The organism is Croceicoccus ponticola (assembly GCF_004004515.1).
Taxonomy (GTDB): domain Bacteria; phylum Pseudomonadota; class Alphaproteobacteria; order Sphingomonadales; family Sphingomonadaceae; genus Croceicoccus; species Croceicoccus ponticola.
Genome location: NZ_RXOL01000004.1, coordinates 72,745 through 91,469, shown reverse-complemented (window position 1 = coordinate 91,469; position 18,725 = coordinate 72,745). Strand labels below are relative to the sequence as shown.

Here is an 18,725-nt window from a genome sequence, read left to right as displayed (position 1 = left end):
TCAGTCCTCCCCGCCTTGCGCGCACATCTGGCGAGCTTCGGCCAACAGCTTCTTGCTGTAGTTTTTCTCCTTGAGCTTGCCGATTTCGACCAGTCCGCCCTGGGTATCGTCGATCCTGCACAGATAGATCGCGTGGATCAGCCGTGCCTCGTGCGATTTCGGGTGAACGGCAAGAACGCGTTCCAGTGTCGCCAGTGCGTCGAGGTATTCGCTGCGGCCCGCCTGCTCGCGTGCCATGGCGATGCCGGCTGCGGCATCGACGGATGCGTCGGAAAGCGTGTCGAGCTGATCGATGGTTTGCGCCGTCAGCGGAACGCTGGTCACGCAGCCTGCAGCAAGGAACGTGGCAGTCACGCATTTCATGACGGGTGATAGCGACATGACAACTTCCCCCAATTCAGCTTCCATAAGTCTCCTGCGCCCTGTTACCAGACAGCGCAATTCTCGCAAAGCGATCCGGTAGCCATGGGATCGCCGCCCGGCCACCTGCGCACCCGGCCCCGTTCGCGATTTACGACCTTGCCTTGCCACGCCGCCCTGCCTTACCCTGCGGGTCGGGCCTGCCGGATGCGGCAGGGGGGATCGAGGGGGATGTGATCGTTTTTGCGGCTCATTCGAATGTGTTTCGGCCGTTTGGCAGGCGCTTGCGGCAAATCGGTTCGGCCGTCCTGGTGATCCCGGCGTTCGCCGTCCTGATCCTGCTGCTTCCCGAATTCCAGCAACCGGCTTTCGCCAACGATCCGGTGCGTTATGAAGGCGTCGCCAGCTGTGCGGGATCGACGTGCCATGGCCGGTCCGAAGGCAACGGCAAGGTCGTGCGGCAGGACGAGCTCTTGCACTGGCAGGAACCATCGTCGGCTTCGGGCGCGCATAGTCGCACCTACGATGCGCTGGCCGGACGGCGAGGCAACAGGATCGCGGCCGAACTGGGGCTTGGCAGCGCCGCCGATGCACCGGCTTGCCTGGGCTGTCACGCCACTTTCGTCCCGCCCATGCAGCGCGGCGATCGGTTCCTCGTTTCCGACGGGGTCGGTTGCGAATCCTGCCATGGCGCATCCTCGGGCTGGATCAGCTCGCACTATGCGGTCCCGGCGACGCATCAATCCAACATCGCCGCCGGACTCAGGCCGCTCGAACGCCCCGACGTGCGTGCTTCGACCTGCCTCGACTGTCATTTCGGCAGCGACCGACCCGGACAGTTCGTCTCGCATCGCATGATGGCCGCGGGCCACCCGCGCATTTCCTTCGAGCTGGACCTGTTTTCGACGTTACAGCAACATCATGACGAAGATGCCGACTACGTCCGCCGCAAGCAGCGCACCGATTCGGTTCAGTTGTGGGCCGTGGGTCAGGCGTTGGCGATCCGCCGTTCGCTCGATCTCTTCGCCCGCCAGGATTTCGGAATGGAAGGGATATTCCCCGAGTTCTATTTCTACGACTGCCACAGCTGCCATCGGCGCATTGCCGATGGCCCCGGCCTGCCCCGTCGCTTCGAGGTCAATCCGGGACGGCCCATACCGTTCGGGATGCCGCCCTATAATGACGAGAACATCATCATGCTTTCGGCCGTCGCGCAGGTGCTGGCGCCGCGCCAGGCGACGGCATTCGACAATGCCGCCCGCGGTTTCCATGCCGCCATGGGCAACGGAAGAGTCGAGACCGTGGCGGCGGCGCGGCGGCTCGACCAGGCAACTGGGGCGCTTGCCACAGAACTGGCGCAAGGCCAGTATGGCCCGGATACCGCGTTCGTGGTGATAGCGCGGATTGCCGGACAGGCGATATCTGCGCGCTTCACTGATTACGAAGGGTCGGCCCAAGCGGTGATGGCCGTGGACACCCTGCTCAATGCGCTGGTCAAACAGGGTCGGATCACGCTTGGGGCCGCCGCCGGGATCCGGCGCGACGTCAATCGCGCATATGCGGCGGTCAGCGATCCGAACGACTACAACCCGCCGGCCTTTCGCGCCGCGCTGGGCAATGCCGCGCGCAGCGTCGCCGCGCTGCAATGATGCGGGGGCGGCGGCTCAGCCTGATGCTGCTTGCCGGGATCGCGCTGGCGGGCTGTGGCGGCAGTGATTCGTCGGGCAATCCGCCGGTCGTCATCCCGCCGGGCGGTTCGGGCGGCGGTCCGACTCCCAGCGCCACGCCGTCAGGTTCCGCCAACTATGCCATTCCCGCATCCGTCGCGCTGAGCGTCGCCGACGTCGGCAAAATCGTCGCGCAGGCAGCGGCACAGGCCCGGGCCGATGGCGCGCCTGCCACGATCGCGGTGGTGGACCGGGTCGGGAACGTGCTGGCGCTGTTCATGATGACGGGTGCGCCTGCGATCGCGAACATCAGTGCTGCGCCGAACGGCAACAACCGGGATGCGCAAGGTCTGAACGTGCCGTCAGGTGCTGCCGCACTCGCAAAGGCGATCACCGGAGCCTATCTTTCAAGCGGCGGAAATGCGTTCTCCAGCCGCACGGCAAGCATGATCGTGCAGCAGCATTTTCCGCCCGCCCCGTCGACTGCCGGGCTGGAGAGCGGTCCGCTGTTCGGCGTTCAATTCAGCCAGTTGCCGTGCTCCGATCTTGCGACGCGTTACGTCGGCGCAGGTGCCGGCGAGTTTATCGGGCCCAAGCGATCCCCGCTGGGGCTTGCCGCCGATCCCGGCGGGTTTCCGATCTATAAGAATGGCGTGCTGGTAGGCGGCATTGGGGTCATCGCCGACGGCTCCTATGCGTTCGACCCCAATGTGCAGGACGTCGACCGCGACGTCGACGAGCGCATTGCGCTTGCCGGGACCATCGGCTTCGAGGCACCAGCGGCTATCCGGGCCGATCGTATTTACGTCGATGGCACGCAGCTTCGCTATTCCGACACGGGCTACAGCGCGCTGACCAACCTTGCTTCGGCAAGCTATGCCGCGACCAATCCCGCTCTGGGTCACCTGGTCGCGCTGAAGGGCTATTACGGCGATCCTGCGCCTACGCTCCGTGCCGGGACGGCTTATGGCACCGAGGATTCCGGGATACGGCAGGCCGCGGCAACCGAATTCGCCGACCCCGATGCCTTCGTCTTGTCCGACGGTTCGGGAAACTGGCGTTTTCCCGTGCGTGCGGGGACCGATGGTGGCGACGTTCCGCAGCCGCTGACCTCTGCGGAAGCGCGCGCGATCCTGTCCGAAGCTTTCGCGGTGATGACGCGTGCCCGCGCACAGATACGTCAGCCGCTGGACAGCAAGGCCCAGGTCTCGATCTCGCTTGTCGATACCCGCGGGCAGGCATTGGGGATTGTCAGATCGCCCGATGCGCCGATTTTCGGCATCGATGTCAGCCTGCAAAAGGCGCGAACGGCTGCTTTCTTTTCAGGGCAACAGGCCGCCAGCGAACTATTGCAGGATCCCAGTGCGGACGTGGCCGGGTTCGTCGCTGCCGCGCGCGATTTCCTGAACGATTCCTTCGCACTGACGGGCAGATTCGCCTTTACCGACCGCGCAGCCGGCAATCTTTCGCGACCCTATTTTCCGGACGGCGAGGTTGGCAGGCCGAACGGTCCCTTCTCACGCCCGATCGAACAGTTCAATCCGTTCTCCACTGGGCTGCAATCGGCGCTGATCCTTGCGCGGCTGGGCGAACATCTCGCCTTTGTCTCAGGCGCAAGCGCGGTGGACGTCGAGCGGGCGTGCACGCGGCTGCCCGAAGTCGCGCCGGGGCGCAATCGCCTGCAGAACGGCATCCAGATCTTTCCCGGCTCGGTCCCGATCTATCGCGGCAACCAACTGGTCGGCGCCATTGGCGTTTCGGGTGATGGGATCGATCAGGACGACATGATCAGCTTCCTTGGCGTACACCATGCCGGGCGGGCGCTGGGCACTTTGGGCAATGCGCCGACGGCGATGCGGGGGGATAATATCGTGGTCAGCATTACCGGCGCCAGCGTGCGGCTGCGCTATGTCAGCTGTCCGTTTGCGCCGTTCCTCGATAGCAGCCAACAGAACGTGTGCGAAGGGTTGTAGCGGTGGCGGGCCATTGTCTGTTGGCCCTGCTGATGGCCCAAGCCGCGCTGGCCCAACCTGCGGGGTCTGAGCCTGATTCCGGATTGCCTCCACCCGCCGTAGCCCCGCCCGTTGCCGCGCCTGAGGCTGGCGACGAACCCGTGGTGGACCCTGATGCGATCCCGGTTCCCGACGTCGAGGACGAAATGCTGGAGGGGCGGCAGAGGCCCGGTTACGTCAAGCCCCTGCCCGAACAGGTGACGCAACACAATGTCGATGCGGTTCGCGCACCGCCGCCAGAGGCCTTTCCCACCGATCAATTCCCGATCCCCGATCGCTGGCGGCTCATCGAAACGTTGGGCATGGTCAAGGCACGGTGGTTCGATCCCTATCATCAGAACACGTTGAAGGGCGACCGCCCGATCGACCGGTCGAAGGTGCCGTGGTTGCCGATCACCGGGGACGACTGGTTCTTCGCCGCCAATCTGGTCAGCGACACGGTCATCGAGCCGCGCACGTTCCCGATCCCCGTTGGAGTGCAGACGACCGAGCGGCCCGGTAGCCTCGACGTATTCGGCAAGGATGCGAGCTTCCTCGTCTCGCAGACCTTCATTGCGGGTGCTGCGCTCATCAAAGGCAGCACCGCGTTCAAGCCGCCTGAAATCGAATACCGCCTGGCGCTGGCGCTCAATATCAATCACGCCAACGTCGCGGAACGCCGCATCCTGTTCGTCGAACCGTCGAAGCCCAGCGTGCGCACCGACCATTTTCTGGGGGTGCAGGAAGCCTTCGTCGACTATCATATCCGCAACACCTCCGACCGGTACGACTTCGATTCCATCCGCGTCGGCATCCAGCCTTTCCAGAACGATTTTCGCGGCTTTCTCTTCAATGACCAGCAATTGGGCGTGCGCCTGTTCGGCACGCGGGACAACAACCGGGTGCAGTACAATCTCGGTGCCTTCTGGCGGCTGGAGAAAGACACCAACAGCGGCCTGAACAACCTCACCGACCGGCCGCGCAACGATTGGATCTTTGTCGCCAATATCTACCGGCAGGATTTCCTGATCCCCGCGCTCACCAGCCAGGTCACGGTGGTATACAACCGGAATCGGGAAGCAGGCCGGCTCAAGATCGACGACAACGGTTTCCCCGTTCGGCCGGCGCTTCTGGGAACGCTGCGCCCGCGCGATTACGATGTGGTTTACATCGGCTACAACGCGGATGGCCGGATCGGGAGGATCAACCTGACGGCCTCTGCCTATGGCGCGCTGGGCGAAGACAGGAACAGCTTCTTCACCGATCAGCCGGCTGACATCCGGGCCGTCTTCGGCGCGGCAGAACTGAGCTACGACCGCGACTGGATGCGATTTCGCCTTTCTGCGCTATATGCCAGCGGTGATGCCGACCCGTACGATGACCGGGAAAACGGTTTTGACGCGATTTTCGAAAACCCGATCTTCGCAGGCGCGGATACCAGTTACTGGATCAGGCAAAGCCTGCCTTTCGCAGGTGGCGGCAGGGCGGTGGCCATCAACGGTCGCAACGGCATCCTGAATGCGCTGCGCTCCTCGAAAGAGCAGGGGCAGTCCAATTTCAACAATCCCGGAACGGTGTTGCTGGGCGGCGGTGCGGACTTCGACCTTACGCCGGAACTGCGCGTTTCGGGCAATGCCAACCACCTTTGGTTCGAAAACACGGCCACCTTGCAAGCCTTGCGCAACGAAGGCAGCATTCCTGCAAATATTGGCTGGGACCTGTCTGTCGCCACGATCTGGCGGCCCATGGCGACGCAGAATATCGTGTTCCGCCTGTCGGGGGCGGCCTTGCTGCCCGGCAGCGGATTTCGCGACTTGTTCGACAATGCCGGGGGGAACCGCAATTACTATTCGCTGCTTGCCAACGCGATCGTGAGCTACTGATGCGCCTTGCTCCCCTCAGGCTTAATGCGCTCGTGCTGGCCATGATCGCGCTGGCGCTGGCCATCGTGTCGGCAGAGCCGGGCCGCGCGAGCGACGAAGAGAAGCCGGTCGAGCGTAACTATGCGCTCTATCCGCCGGCACCCGCGCGGCAAACGGCGGCCGAAGCCGAATTGAAATCGGCAGGCTGCGTTTCGTGCCATGTCAAATCCGACTCACCGACGATGCACGCGACCCCGGCGGTTCGTCTGGGCTGCACCGATTGCCACGGCGGCGACCCCGCGATAATGGGCAATGCGGCGCTCGCGCACGACGATCCGGCCTATGTCGCCGCGCGCGAAAGGGCGCACGTGCTGCCGCGCTATCCCCAAAGCTGGCACTACCCGTCGTCCGCCAATCCCAAGCGCAGTTACGCCCTGCTCAACAAGGAAGCGCCGGAATATGTTCGCTTCGTCAATCCGGGCGACTATCGGGTGGCACGAGAGGCTTGTGGCGCGTGCCATCTGCCGGTGATCGAAGTGGCGGAGCGATCGCTCATGGCGTCGGGCGCGATGTTGTGGGGCGGCGCGGCCTATAACAACGGCATCGTCCCCTTCAAGAACTACATTTTCGGCGAGGCCTATACCCGCAACGGCCAGCCGGCGAAGATCGTCTCGCCCGGCAAGGAACCTGGCCAGGTGACCGAGCGGCAGAAGGCACGCGGTGCCTTGGCGGAGCTCTATCCGCTACCGCGATGGCAGGTGATCCCGCCGGGCGATGTGTTCCGGGTGTTCGAACGGGGCGGGCGCAATATCGCCACCCAGTTCCCCGAAGTCGGCCTGCCCAATCCTGCGGGCAGCATCCAGCGGCTGGAAGAACCGGGCCGACCCGATCTCAGGCAATCCAATCGCGGGCCGGGCACGGGCCTGCGCATCGCGATCCCCGTGCTGAACATCCACAAGACCCGCCTCAACGATCCTCTCATGTGGTTCATGGGCACCAACGACCAGCCGGGCGATTATCGCCATTCCGGCTGCACCGGCTGTCACGTCATCTACGCCAACGACCGCGAGCCGCGCCACAGCCTGATCTACGCGCAATACGGGCGCGACGGGCAGAGCGTTACGGTGGACCCGACCATCGCTGGCAAGACCGAGGCGGCGCATGGCGCGCTGAAGGGCGAGCACGACACCGGGGGCGAAGAACATCGCGTGGTCAAGAAGGAAACGGGCCATCCGCTGCGCCATGTCTTCACCCGCGCCATTCCCACCGCGCAATGCATGAACTGCCACATGCACCAGCCCAACATCTTCCTCAATTCCTACCTTGGCTATACCATGTGGGACTACGAAGCCGACGCGCCCGCGATGTGGCCGGAAACGCAGAAATACCCCACCGCTGCTGAAGTTCACGCAGTGCTGGAGCGCAATCCCGAAGGTGCGGCGCCGCGCGGGAAATGGGCGGATCTGGATTTTCTGCGCAACGTTCATGACCTTAATCCCGCACTCAAAGACACGCAGTTTGCCGACTATCACGGGCACGGCTGGAACTTCCGCGCGGTCCTGAAGCGCGACAGCGAGGGCAACCTGCTCGACGCGGACGGAAAGGTCGTTGCGCCCGACGATCCGCAGAAATGGCGCAAGGGTGACGAAGGCAGGTTCGTCCCGCCGGGTACCAACCCGGGCAAGAGCGTGCACCTCATGGACATTCACGCCGAAAAGGGCCTGCAATGTGCTGATTGTCACTTTGCGCAGGACAGTCATGGCAACGGCCTGATCTACGGCGAAGTGGCCAATGCGGTGGAGATCGGGTGCAAGGATTGTCACGGGACAGCCGATGCCTATCCGAACCTGCGGACCTCCGGCCCCGCCGCTTCGCCCGGCGGCACCAATCTGGCCCTGCTGCGCAACCCGGATGGCAAGCGCCGCTTCGAATGGACGGTGGACGACACGAACCGCACGGTGCTGATCCAGCGATCGATCGTCGATCCCGACCTCGAATGGCGGGTGAGCCTGGTGAAGGACACGGTCGACCGCAGTTCCCCGCGGTTCAACGCCAAGGCCGCGCGGGCCAAGCTGATGAGCACGTCAGTCGCGACCAACGGCTTTGCCTTCGGCCCCGGTGTGCCGCTGGCCGACAGGGCGCATGGCGAAGACAAGATGGCCTGCTTCACCTGCCACCTCAGCTGGACGACCAGTTGCGGCGGGTGTCACTTGCCGGTCGAGGCGAACTGGAAGACGCGGACGCACCATTATGAAGGTGACGAGACGCGCAACTTTGCGACCTATAACCCGCAGGTGGCCCGCGACGAGATGTTCCAGCTTGGGCGCCACATGACGACCAAGGGCAACCAGATCGCGCCGGTCCGGTCCAGTTCGGGGCTAGTGCTGTCGTCCACCAACATCAATCGTGAGCGCATTTATATCCAGCAGCCGCCGATCAGCGGCATCGGCTTTTCCTCGCAGGCCTTTGCCCCCCACTTTCCGCACACCGTGCGCACGACCGAGACCAAGACTTGCGTCGATTGCCACCTTTCCGCCGATGACGACAACAATGCGATCATGGCGCAGCTGCTGCTGCTTGGCACGAACTACGTCAATTTCGTCGGACTTCATGCCTGGGCGGGGTTGGCAGGCGGCTTCGAAGCGGTTCGGGTGACCGAATGGGATGAACCGCAGGCCGTGATCGGCTCCTACCTGCAGAAATACGCCTATCCCGACTATTATGCCTTGCATGTCGAAGCGAACGGGCGCGAGCTGAAGAACTGGGTACGCGGCAAGACTTTCGACGCCAGTGCCTCGGGCGAAACGCACGCGCTGGAAGAATTCGTCAACGTCGTTCAGGGCACGCGCGACGCAGTCGGCTGCCTTCAGCTTCGCGGGGAATACATGTTCCTTGCCGAGGGGAGGGGCGGTTTCAACGTCTATGACGCCGCCTCGGTCGGCAACAAGGGCTTTTCCGATCGCATCGTCGCCGCACCCTTTTCGCCGCTGGGCCAAAAGACGCGGGTGAAATCGAAGAACGCCACCTGCATGGCGTTGGCAACCAACCAGCCGGTCAATCCGCTGCGCAACACGCCCGGACTGCGGCAGATGAACCAGGAACAGCCGTTCCTGCCGATCTACAGCTATGCCGCGGTCACCGACAGCGTCGAGGGGCTGATCATGGTCAATATCGAGTCGCTGGCCGATGGCGAGTTTCGCAACAACCGGCTGAAGCGGGCGGTCACCTGGAATCCACAGGGCGTCCTGAATGGCGCGCGCCATATCGTGCTGGCGGGGGAAGTGGCCTATATTGCCGCCGAAGCCGGGCTGGTGGTGGTAAACCTGTCGGACCCGCTGCACCCGGCGCTGGCCGCGATCAGGCCGCTGAAGGATGCGCGGGCAAGCGCGGTCCAGTTCCGCCATCTGTGGGTCACCGATGCCGATGGTCTCAAGCTGTTCGACGTGACCGACCTGCACGATCCCGTCGCCATGCCAGCCGCGACGGTGCCGCTGGCCGATGCGCGGCGGGTCTATGTCGCGCGCACTTACGCCTATGTCGCGGCCGGCGCCGAAGGGCTGGTGATCGTTGACGTAACCCGCCCGATCGCGCCGAGGATCTACCTGCGGGAAGACTTCGGTGGCCGGATGGACGATGCGCAGGACGTGATCGTCGCTTCCACCAATGCCTCTGCCTTTGCCTATGTGGCCGACGGACGGAACGGGTTGAAGGTCATTCAGCTTACCTCGCCCGAAAGTCAGCCCAATTTCTACGGCTTTTCGCCGGCGCCCAAGCCCGAATTGATTGCCTGGGCGCGAACGCCTTCGCCCGCGCTGTCGCTGTCGAAGGGGCTCGACCGGGACCGGGCGGTCGACGAAACGGGCGGGCAAATGGCGGTGTTCGGTCGTCTCGGCTCGCGGCCCTTCACCCGCAGCGAGATGGAAGCGCTGTTCCTCGACGCCAATGGTCGGCCATACAAGGTCAGCAACGACATCGACATGCACCTCTGGCGCCCGGCCTTGCAGACGGCCAGTCGCGGCAAGGGATCAGGGCCGCTCCGCCATCATGTCGGCGATTAGCGGCTGCATCTTGCTATCGAAGCGCGCGAGCACCGGATCTTCATCAAGCGACGCGAAATGCGTGACGAGACTGCTGCCCGTCCAAAGGTGCAGCGCGTAGGCGGGCAGGGCATCGACGATCAGGGCACGGTTGTCGGGTCTGGCCGGATCGATGGCATTCAGATCGAGAGCCAGTGCGGGTGCGGACGACGGGCAGACGGCGAGCGGAATGCCTTGCCACACGGTGACGATGGCGCGGTGCAAGTGGCCGCAGATGATACCCAGCACCTGGTTTTGTCCATGCAATACATCTGCCAGCCGTGCGAGCCACGGTTCGTGCGGATCGACGTCCATCCACGCTATGCCGGTTTGCGCGGGGGGATGGTGCATCGCGATCAGCGTCGGCGTTTCGCGATGGGCTGCGAGTTCGCGGGCCAGCCAGTCCGCCCGCACTTCGCAGAACGCCCCGCCGTGGCGCCCCGGCTCGCAGGTGTCGAGCATCACGATCCGCAGTCCGGCAAGATCGAGGGCGTATTGGATGAAGCCGCTTTCGCCCGCCAAATTGGGGAAGGTTTCGAGCAGGGCGCCGCGCTTGTCGTGGTTGCCGGGCATCGGCCAGACCGGGAAGGGCAGGTCGCGCACGGCATCGGCCAGCGCACGAAAGCTCTCGATATCGCCATGCTCGGTGAGGTCGCCGGTCAGGAGCAGCAGGTCGGGGCGATCGGGGCCTTCGACTAGGTTGGCAAGCAACCTGTCGAACCGCAGCCGATTGGGTTCGTCAAGCCGGTTATGCTCGAAACCGAGATGGATGTCGGTGATCTGGGCTATCAGCACATGCGTCCCCGTCTCATTCGATTTTCTGCAGTGATGCAGACTTCTGCAGGGGGGCAGGCCTGCGCGAAAACGGCGCCATGTCGCCAGGGTGATAAGAATGGCACATGGCGCAGGTGGATGGAACATCGGCCTTGTGATTGTCTTCGCCCATGTGACAGGTCCGGCATTGGGCGATTTTCGGCATCAGCAGGTCGGACGCCTTGCTCGATTGTCCCGCCTTGTGGCAACTTGTGCACGTCTCGCGAAGGTGGGGGGCGTGATCGAACCAGCCGGTCGTCATGTAGCGTTCGGTCAGCGCGACCGGCTTGACGGTCCAGTTGCCATTCCTGAAGTCCGGAGTGTGACATTCGCCGCAAACGCCGCCGGGTGAAAGCGCGCGGCGCAGCAGCACCTCGCCGCTGACCGGGACGGCGAAGTTGGCGTGATAGCGCCCGGTCCCCGAATAGCGGCCGGGTCGCGGGCGTGTCAGGCCCAGCCCCGTAATCCGCGACGGGCTACGGTCGGTCGCCCTCAGGCCCGCGATCATCTGGGCGACGTTACCGTGCGTGAGCGAACGGAAGGTCGGGCCAACGCGGTCATAGACAAGGCTGTGGCAGCCCTCGCAGTCGCGCTCCATCTCGATCGGCCGAAAGCGCGCTTTGTCTTCGGTCGGGCGGTGGCAATCCTTGCATCTGAGCACGCCTTCGTACCCGCGCTCCGCCCCGATATTGCCCGCCATGCGCGCGGCCCCGCCCAGCGGATCGAGGTGCAACCGGTGCGAGAAGGAAAGACCGCTCCGTTCCTTGGGGTTGTCGTCCAGCGACACGCGGACGGTCTTGACAGAACCGGCCCCGGTCGAGATGCGGGCCGTGAACTGTGGGTGGGCCGTGCCGAAGTCCGCGGCATTGCCAAGGCTCGTTGCGGGAAGCCGACGGTCCATCGTGGCGTGGCAACTGGCGCAGAACTTCTGGCCCGCCGGTTTGATCGGTACATGCAGGCCTTCGTGCTCGGTATGGCAGTCGCTGCATGCGCCGGGTCCGGGTTTGCCAAAGCGGTGCGCCACCGCCCAGAGCGCCCGATCGCCAAGGCCACCGCTAGCGCGCGCCACGTCAAGCTGCGGCGCGTCGGCGTGATCGTGGATAGCCTTGTGACAGCCAAGGCAGGTGTCATCGCTTACGGGTTCGAACGCTTTGACGTGGCAGCTCTCGCAACTGTCCTCCAGTCCGTGGTGGGCGAGGTTGAGTTGCCCCGTACTCCAGCTGCGGTCGCCGATGACCGAATGTTGGGCTTCGGCCGGACGGGTAAGGTGGCTGAACACGGGCACCGCCAGAAAGGCGACAAGGATCAGGGCGGCAAGGGTCCACCCGGTCCTGCGCTTGCCGGGAAGGACGGCGGCGAGAGAGAACTTGTGCTTGTCCGCCTCGTCCCATGGACCGCCGGCGGACGTGCGAACGCGAACGGTGAGCGCGACGGCTCCGTCAGGCTCTGCTGAAATCGCGATCCGGTAGGTGCCAAAGCCAAGCTCTGCCCCGGTCCGGCTGTCGACCGTGGCCGAGGTGGTCTTGGCGCCGTTCAGCGTGAAGCCCAGGGTACCGATCGCCTGCACCACGATGCGGCCATCGTCGCGCAGGGCGATGCGGGCCTGATGCGGTTCGACCGCGAGATCGGGCAGGTGAATCTCGTTTTCCGCAGCGCGGCCAATGGTGAGCGAGGACCGGTCAAGCAGCGTCTCGCGCACGATCTCGCGCCCGCTGGCTGCCGTGTCGATCTGTCGAAGACGGAAGGTCATGGCTTGCTACCGGCTACCAGTAATAGAAAACGCTGACGATATGGGCGGTCAGCGCAGCCAGCAGCGCGACCGTCGCGGGGACATGGACGTAGAGCCATACCTCCAGCATGGCTTTCAGCCGAATATGGCGCCGCATTTGCGCCAGGAGCGCCTTGCGCCTGACCAGCAGGCCTTGGATGCGTTCGACAACGGGATCGTCCGGTGCCGCCGTTTCCAGTCCGTCCAGCGCGGCTTGCGTGGCGCAGGCGGGATAGCGACCGCTAAGACGCCGGACGATCGAGCGGGAAAACGGGTCCTGCTGCAGCGCAGCGAGGACGATCGATGCGAGATCCTGCGGGAGAGGTTGTGCGGCCTCGCGGATCTGCCGGTCTGCCGCGCGAAGGCCGGCGAGCATTTCGCGTTCGGTCAGTTCCTTGCGATTGGAGCTGAGCGCGCGGGGCAGGGTAACATAGACGACCGTGCCATAAATGCCCGAGACGATCACCAGCATCATCAGCCCATAAGCGAGCGTATGGACGTTCCAGCCGAGCTGGAAGCCGGTGTGCAGGGTGGCTACGACGACCAGCGCGAGGCCAAGATAGACGTGCGCCGACGTCCATGCCTTCAGCGACCATGCGCCCGGCGTGAAACTGCGTTTCCTGATGCCGAGCAGGGCCAGCCAGACGATCAGCACGGTCGCGGTCGTGCCCAACAGATAGCCGTACCAGCTTCCGCCGTTGGGGCGCGGATCGACATCGGCCATGAAGTACCCGGCGAATGACGCAACGGCCAGCATGATGGCGCGCTTCAGCCAGCGATGGCGGGCATGGCTCAGGAAACCTTCGTGTCCGGCAATACCCCTGTCGCGGAGCTGTGTCGGGCTGGCCTGCCTGCTCGCCATCAGGCATCGTCCTCCAGCTTCGAGACCGACAGGAAATCCTCGGGCGCGACGCGAATGGCTGCCCCGGTCGGGCAGGCGCGGACGCAGGCCGGGCCGCCGTCGATGCCCGCACACATGTCGCACTTGATCGCGATCTTGGGTGCTTCCGCTCCGGCAGGGGCGTGATTTTTCCGCCAGCGCTTGTCCGGTTCACCCGGACCGGGGCCGCGGCCCAGGAACATCCAGCTCAGCAGGCCCGGCTTTTCCGGGGGCACGCTGTCCATGCGGATCACGTCATAGGGGCAGTTGCGCTCGCAATTGCCGCAGCCGATGCAGCTGTCGTCGATCGAAACCTCGCCGTCCGGTCCGCGCCTGATCGCATCGGGGGGGCAATCGGCCATACAGTGCGGATGTTCGCAGTGGCGGCAGCTGGTGGGAACGTGGAGGCTGGCATAAGTCCGCCCCGCCTCGCGGTCGAGGCGCGACAGGCCGTCGTGGCTGTCGGCGCAAGCCTTCTCGCAATTGTCGCAGCCGACGCAGAGGTTCTCGTCGATCAGCAAGACATCGGTCGCCTCGCCGATGCCATTATCAATCAGGAACCGGGCCGTGCTGGAATACATGTCGACGACGTCGGAGAAGGTGTCCTTGCGGCTCTCGATGAAGGCGTTGGTCTCGCGCCTTGCCGCCATGTCGGCCCGCGCTTTCTGCAGCAGTTCCGGCTTGCTGGCGAGCAGCCTGACGAAGGCCTCGCCGTCGAGACGGATAACCTCGGACTTGATCGCTGCCTTTACCGTTGCGCTACGCGGGCTGCCGTCAATCAGAGCCATTTCGCCGACATATGCCCCGGCGGGGAGGTAGCTGAGGAAGACCGGCTTGCCGCCAATCGTCTTTTCCACGATCATCGATCCGCGCCGGATGACGTAGATGTCGCGGCCCGCATCGCCTTCGGTAAGCACGACTTCGCCGGCCCGTTTTTCCTGCACTTCCGCGCCGGTGACCAGTTCGGCAATGTCCTGTGCGGTAAGACCCGAGCCGAAGATCTGCAGCAGCTGGCGCTCGATCGAAATGCGGGTGACGACGCGCGAAGCGCCGGGAGAGGTAGCCAGCAACTTGAGCGCCGCCGTGCGCGACAGCTCCACGATGATGGCCGGTTCCGCAGCACGGACGGTCGCGCCGCGCCGCCGTCCCGAAATCAGTCCGATCTCGCCGAAGATCCAACCCTGTTCGATGGCGACCGTGCGTTCGGGCTTTTGCGGGTCGACTTCCACCGCAACCGAACCGAGCGCGATGGCCATCAGCGACGAGCCGTAGGCGTTGCGTTCGAAAATCGTCTCTCCGGCGCGATAGGCACGTACTTCGCTGTCGATCAGGTATTCGCGCAGCTGCAGGACGGAGAGATCGCGGAAGATCTCCACGTTCGCAGCCAGCAGCGCCAGCCATTCGTCCACGCTTCGTCCACCCGGCAAGGAGGCGAAGAGTTCGGCCAGGATCGGCTCGTCGGCCGGCCTGAGCGTGGTATTGCCGTTCAGGAATTCGACCGCGTCATAGCCCTGGTTCATGCAGTGCTTGATCAGTGGATAGCCCGCCAAGGCACCGATCACGTGGATGCCGGGGCGGGTCGTTTCGAACACGGGCGATAGGACGGGGAAGGCCCCGGGGTCCTGGCTGGTGAAGGCGATGCCGCACGATTCAATGAACTTGCGCGGCGCGGTCGACCCCATGCGGGCGATGATCCTGTCACACCGGATCACCTCCTGCCCATCGCGGGTGTCGAGCACCAGTTCGCCGGGGCGGACTTCGGCCGGGGAGGTGTCGGTGCGGATGGTGATCCGGCCGGACCCTGCTGATTCTTGCAACAGCTTGACGTTCGCGGCCTTGGCGCGGGCAAAATCGGCGCCGCGGTTGAGGATGGTGACGACATTGCGCTGGGCCGGATCGGCGGCAAGGCCGAGCGCGTTTTCGATCCCCGCATCGCCCGATCCGATGACGGTGATGTGCTCGTCGATATATTCGCCGGGATCGTCCAGTTGATATTGCACGTGGGGCAGATCGCCGCCCGGGCAACGCAAGACGTTGGGATTGCCCTGTGTGCCGATGGCGAGGATGACCGACTCGGCTCTGATCGTCTCGCCGTCGGCCAGGGCGATGGTGAAATCGCCCGCTTCGCCGGTGATCGCGGTGACATTGGCGTTGCAACGCACGGCGATGCCAGCATCGAGCGCCTGCCGGTCCCAGATTTCAAGGATCGGCTCGCGCTTGCCTGCATCGAATTCGAGGTCGGAACGCAGCACCAGCGCAGTCGGCGTCGCCATGACGTGCTTGCCCTTCTGGTACCGGAAGATCGTGTCGCAGAGGTGATCTTCCTTTTCGAGCAGCACGTGGGAGATCCCCAGCGCCGCCGCACGGCCAGCCGCGCTCAGCCCTGCCGGCCCCGATCCGACAATAGCGATGCGGACACGGTCAGTCACTCAATCCACCCCTTCGCCGTGCCAGCCGCCTTTCCACACAGCCATACCGGCTCTAGGATCGCGCGACAGGCCCGTCTTGTCCGTGCCAGATGCAGTGCTCCCCCGGCGAGAGGTGAACGTGACACAGAACGGATATGAAATCCAATCGAGGACGAGGCTTCTTGCGCGGCTTTTTCTGCTCTTTGCCGCGGGGCTTCTGATTGCCGTCATCGTGCTGCGCCAATTGCGGCCATCGAACGAGTCGCCCACGGAGCTTTCCGCCAGCGCGGCCCCCGGTTCAATCGAGGCGCTTCAGCAGCAGGCGTCGCAAGATCCTGACGATGCAGCGACATGGTCCGCACTGGGAACGGCCCTTTTCGAGCGTGGTCGATACGAGGAGGCGCGCGATGCCTTTGCCAAGGCGGCCGAGGTCGATCCGAAAAATGCCGCGACATGGTCGTCGCTGGGCGAAGCGCGGATCATGGCGAGCGAACGGGATCCGATGCCCGCAGCGGCGGTTGCCGACTTCAAACGCGCTTTGGCGATCGATCCCAAGGACCCGCGTTCGCGCTATTTCATGGCGGTCGATCGCGACCTTTCCGGCAATCATCAAGGGGCGATCGACGAATGGCTGGCCCTGCTGGCCGACACGCCGCCCGATGCGCCGTGGGAGCCAGACCTTCGGCGCACGATCGAGCAGGTCGGCAAGATCAACGATATCGAAGTGGCGGACAATCTGGCTACCGTCCGACAGCCTGCCCCGATGGCGACCGCACCCCGCGGCCCGACGCAGGCGGACCTGCGGGCCGCTTCTGTCATTCCGCCAACCGAACAGGAGAAAATGGCGCGCGATATGGTGGCGCGGCTCCAAGTGCGGCTGGAAGGAGATCCGGGCAATCTCGATGGCTGGTTGATGCTAATGCGCAGTTGGCGGCAACTGGGCGAGGCGGAAAAGGCATCGGTGGCCTTGCGCGATGGGCTTTCCGCCATGCCCGATGCGGCCCCGCAGCTTCGTGCAGAGGCCGCAAGGCTCGGCATTCGCTGAGGCAAATGGCGAGTCAGGAATAGACCATGCCATAAAGGAAGATTGCGAAAGTGAGGGTCAAGCCGACCAGAAAAGTGACATAGGCATAGCCCACGAAGCGGTACTTCTTTTTCTGCAAAACCTGACCGTTCTGGTAGATGTCGCGAAGCATCGCCGAGTAGATCAGTTCGTCATCGACCAGCTCATGTTTGACCGTGGCGATGAATTCATCCTCGCTCATGTGCGAGAAAACACCGAAGAACAGCAGGTTGCTTGCACCGCCGTTATGACGGGAGGCCCTGACGCTCGGCGCCACGGCGACGATGGCGAAAACGGCGGAGAGAAGCGCGAAGAAAGCCAACACGACAAGCGCTGCCGAAAATTGCCCCCGGCTGGCCTGTCCGACGGCGATGGTGAACACCAGAAACGTCGCGCCCATCAGCATGCTGGCTTTCTGGTCGGCCATCTGGCTGAGCGTGAGATTGGACTGAGTTGCCGTGCGGACGAGATGCACCGCCTGCGCTGAATATTTTGGCGAGTGCTCGTTGGTAGTTTTCTCAGGCGTAACATCCGATGCAGCAGGCTCTGCCATAAGCTTCTTTCTGGCGAACGGGACCCTGTGGTTCAATCTGCACGGCCACACTGGGAGTGTCAAAAGGGCATTGTCATAAGGATGGCCTGATGGCGGGTGAATTGCCAGCCGGACCGGTATTGTCAGCTTAACTGACTGCCGGGCGAGCGAGCGCCCGAGCCCGAAAATTCATGCTGCAGCAGCGGACGCAGCATTCCATTCCGCCATGGCGGCGGATCGGAATTTCCATTGTGTTTCGCGAGACGAGATGACGCTGGGTGTTGAACGAATTGTAGATTGCGCTGTGCGTTGAAACGAAGCGTTGAACCTGACCTTGTTGGAGTGGACGGCCCCCGTACGGCATCGAAATGTGCCGGTTTTGTCAGGGTAACTTTGCCCGGTCGAGCGAAAGCCCGAACCCGAAATCTCACGCCGCCGCAGCGGACACAGCACTCCACTCCGCAAACGCGCGGTCTCTGAAAAGTCGCATTGTGTTTCGGGAGACGAGGTGACGCTGGATGGCAAAGGTATTGTAGATTGCTGAGTGGGTGGATGCGAACCGCTGGGCCTGACCCTGAGACTTGAAGCGTTGCATTTTTCGCTCCCGTCTTCGGACGGGTAGGTGTGAATTTTCCGCTCGATTGTTTTCCTGCAATCGACCAGGCTGGTGTCGGGCGAGGGCGCCCAACTCGCGCAAGGCCGCAGGGTAGGATCGCAGACCGTCGGTGACAATTGCTTCCGGGGCGAAGCCCTGGTTCTTGAGTAGTTTCTTGAGCAATTTCAGTGCCGCTGTTTTGTTCCGGCGTTTCTGGACGAGGACATCGAGAACCTCGCCCTCCTTGTCGACAGCCCGCCACATGTACATCCGCTGGCCGTTGATACGGACGATCATCTCGTCCAGGTGCCACACGCAATCTGCCCGGCCACGTTTGCGGCGGATGTTGGCGGCAATGGCGGGACCGAACTTGTTCGCCCAGCAGCGGACCGTTTCATAGCTCACGGAATGCCCACGTTCGGCAAGCATGTCTTCGACGTCGCGCAGACTCGTTGTGAAGCGGAAATATAGCCAGACCGCCAGTCGTATCACATCAGGCGGGAAGCGGTGACGCTTGTAGGAAATGAGCTTCATGCCCGCAGATCTAGCCGTGATCGGCCGCCATGTAGAGATGGTGTGGACGGCGCTCACCTCAGAATCAGCGTACCATGGTGACTGTCGTTGAACATGTCATCCGACTGGCTGCACCTACACGTTGCTATGCATTGGTTTGGCAATCGCACAGAGCAACAAAAGTCCCGCACTCAGAT

The 18,725-nt window shown here is 63.7% G+C and carries 12 protein-coding genes; 5 read left to right on the top strand and 7 right to left on the bottom strand.

Annotated elements, in window-relative coordinates:
- Positions 1 to 381 carry a hypothetical protein gene (locus EKN06_RS10165; RefSeq protein ID WP_127612808.1) on the bottom strand — a complete coding sequence of 127 codons (381 nt, stop codon included), beginning with the start codon at positions 379 to 381 and terminating at the stop codon, positions 1 to 3.
- Between the two features lie 290 nt (positions 382 to 671).
- Between EKN06_RS10165 and EKN06_RS10160 the strand changes: the two genes are divergently transcribed.
- The 4 genes from EKN06_RS10160 to EKN06_RS10145 all read left to right on the top strand — a co-directional run bounded on the left by EKN06_RS10160 (position 672) and on the right by EKN06_RS10145 (position 9,938).
- On the top strand, positions 672 to 2,009 hold the full coding sequence (locus EKN06_RS10160) for a multiheme c-type cytochrome (RefSeq protein WP_420810789.1): 1,338 nt from the start codon (positions 672 to 674) through the stop codon (positions 2,007 to 2,009).
- Positions 2,009 to 4,000 carry a heme-binding protein gene (locus EKN06_RS10155; RefSeq protein ID WP_127612807.1) on the top strand — a complete coding sequence of 664 codons (1,992 nt, stop codon included), beginning with the start codon at positions 2,009 to 2,011 and terminating at the stop codon, positions 3,998 to 4,000. The genes EKN06_RS10160 and EKN06_RS10155 overlap by 1 nt, the downstream gene beginning before the upstream one ends.
- An 83-nt stretch (positions 4,001 to 4,083) precedes the next feature.
- The gene (locus EKN06_RS10150) at positions 4,084 to 5,901 is read left to right on the top strand and encodes a hypothetical protein (protein WP_420810790.1); all 1,818 of its coding nucleotides are present in this window, start codon (positions 4,084 to 4,086) and stop codon (positions 5,899 to 5,901) included.
- Between the two features lie 41 nt (positions 5,902 to 5,942).
- Positions 5,943 to 9,938: an LVIVD repeat-containing protein gene (locus tag EKN06_RS10145; protein ID WP_127613021.1), complete on the top strand. Its 3,996-nt coding sequence runs from the start codon at positions 5,943 to 5,945 to the stop codon at positions 9,936 to 9,938.
- Here the strand turns inward: EKN06_RS10145 and EKN06_RS10140 are convergent.
- Genes EKN06_RS10140 through EKN06_RS10125 form a run of 4 tightly spaced genes read right to left on the bottom strand, consistent with a single transcriptional unit; the run spans position 9,906 to position 15,846 of the window.
- Positions 9,906 to 10,751 (bottom strand): metallophosphoesterase, encoded by an 846-nt coding sequence (locus EKN06_RS10140; protein WP_127612806.1) that lies wholly within the window; start codon positions 10,749 to 10,751, stop codon positions 9,906 to 9,908. The genes EKN06_RS10145 and EKN06_RS10140 overlap by 33 nt on opposite strands.
- A 13-nt stretch (positions 10,752 to 10,764) precedes the next feature.
- Positions 10,765 to 12,519 carry a cytochrome c3 family protein gene (locus tag EKN06_RS10135; protein ID WP_127612805.1) on the bottom strand — a complete coding sequence of 585 codons (1,755 nt, stop codon included), beginning with the start codon at positions 12,517 to 12,519 and terminating at the stop codon, positions 10,765 to 10,767.
- 13 nt (positions 12,520 to 12,532) lie between these two features.
- Positions 12,533 to 13,399, bottom strand: a complete 867-nt coding sequence (locus tag EKN06_RS10130; RefSeq protein WP_127612804.1) for a hypothetical protein — start codon at positions 13,397 to 13,399, stop codon at positions 12,533 to 12,535.
- Positions 13,399 to 15,846 carry a cyclic nucleotide-binding domain-containing protein gene (locus EKN06_RS10125; RefSeq protein WP_127612803.1) on the bottom strand — a complete coding sequence of 816 codons (2,448 nt, stop codon included), beginning with the start codon at positions 15,844 to 15,846 and terminating at the stop codon, positions 13,399 to 13,401. Before EKN06_RS10125 ends, EKN06_RS10130 begins: the two co-directional genes overlap by 1 nt.
- Before the next feature lie 112 nt (positions 15,847 to 15,958).
- Between EKN06_RS10125 and EKN06_RS10120 the strand changes: the two genes are divergently transcribed.
- Positions 15,959 to 16,870 (top strand): tetratricopeptide repeat protein, encoded by a 912-nt coding sequence (locus EKN06_RS10120; RefSeq protein WP_205693873.1) that lies wholly within the window; start codon positions 15,959 to 15,961, stop codon positions 16,868 to 16,870.
- A gap of 13 nt (positions 16,871 to 16,883) precedes the next feature.
- On the opposite strand, the gene EKN06_RS10115 is transcribed toward EKN06_RS10120, so the two are convergent.
- Both EKN06_RS10115 and EKN06_RS10110 read right to left on the bottom strand, forming a co-directional pair.
- Positions 16,884 to 17,441 carry a Pycsar system effector family protein gene (locus EKN06_RS10115; RefSeq protein WP_127612801.1) on the bottom strand — a complete coding sequence of 186 codons (558 nt, stop codon included), beginning with the start codon at positions 17,439 to 17,441 and terminating at the stop codon, positions 16,884 to 16,886.
- A gap of 406 nt (positions 17,442 to 17,847) precedes the next feature.
- The gene (locus tag EKN06_RS10110; RefSeq protein WP_127612800.1) at positions 17,848 to 18,549 is read right to left on the bottom strand and encodes an IS6 family transposase; all 702 of its coding nucleotides are present in this window, start codon (positions 18,547 to 18,549) and stop codon (positions 17,848 to 17,850) included.
- Positions 18,550 to 18,725 lie beyond the last annotated feature (176 nt).

Coding starts and splice junctions, on each gene's coding strand:
- EKN06_RS10145 (WP_127613021.1), top strand. CDS start 5,943: ATGATCGCGCTGGCGCTGGCCATCGTGTCGGCAGAGCCGGGCCGCGCG.
- EKN06_RS10165 (WP_127612808.1), bottom strand. CDS start 381: ATGTCGCTATCACCCGTCATGAAATGCGTGACTGCCACGTTCCTTGCT.
- EKN06_RS10155 (WP_127612807.1), top strand. CDS start 2,009: ATGCGGGGGCGGCGGCTCAGCCTGATGCTGCTTGCCGGGATCGCGCTG.
- EKN06_RS10135 (WP_127612805.1), bottom strand. CDS start 12,519: ATGACCTTCCGTCTTCGACAGATCGACACGGCAGCCAGCGGGCGCGAG.
- EKN06_RS10110 (WP_127612800.1), bottom strand. CDS start 18,549: ATGAAGCTCATTTCCTACAAGCGTCACCGCTTCCCGCCTGATGTGATA.
- EKN06_RS10115 (WP_127612801.1), bottom strand. CDS start 17,441: ATGGCAGAGCCTGCTGCATCGGATGTTACGCCTGAGAAAACTACCAAC.
- EKN06_RS10130 (WP_127612804.1), bottom strand. CDS start 13,399: ATGGCGAGCAGGCAGGCCAGCCCGACACAGCTCCGCGACAGGGGTATT.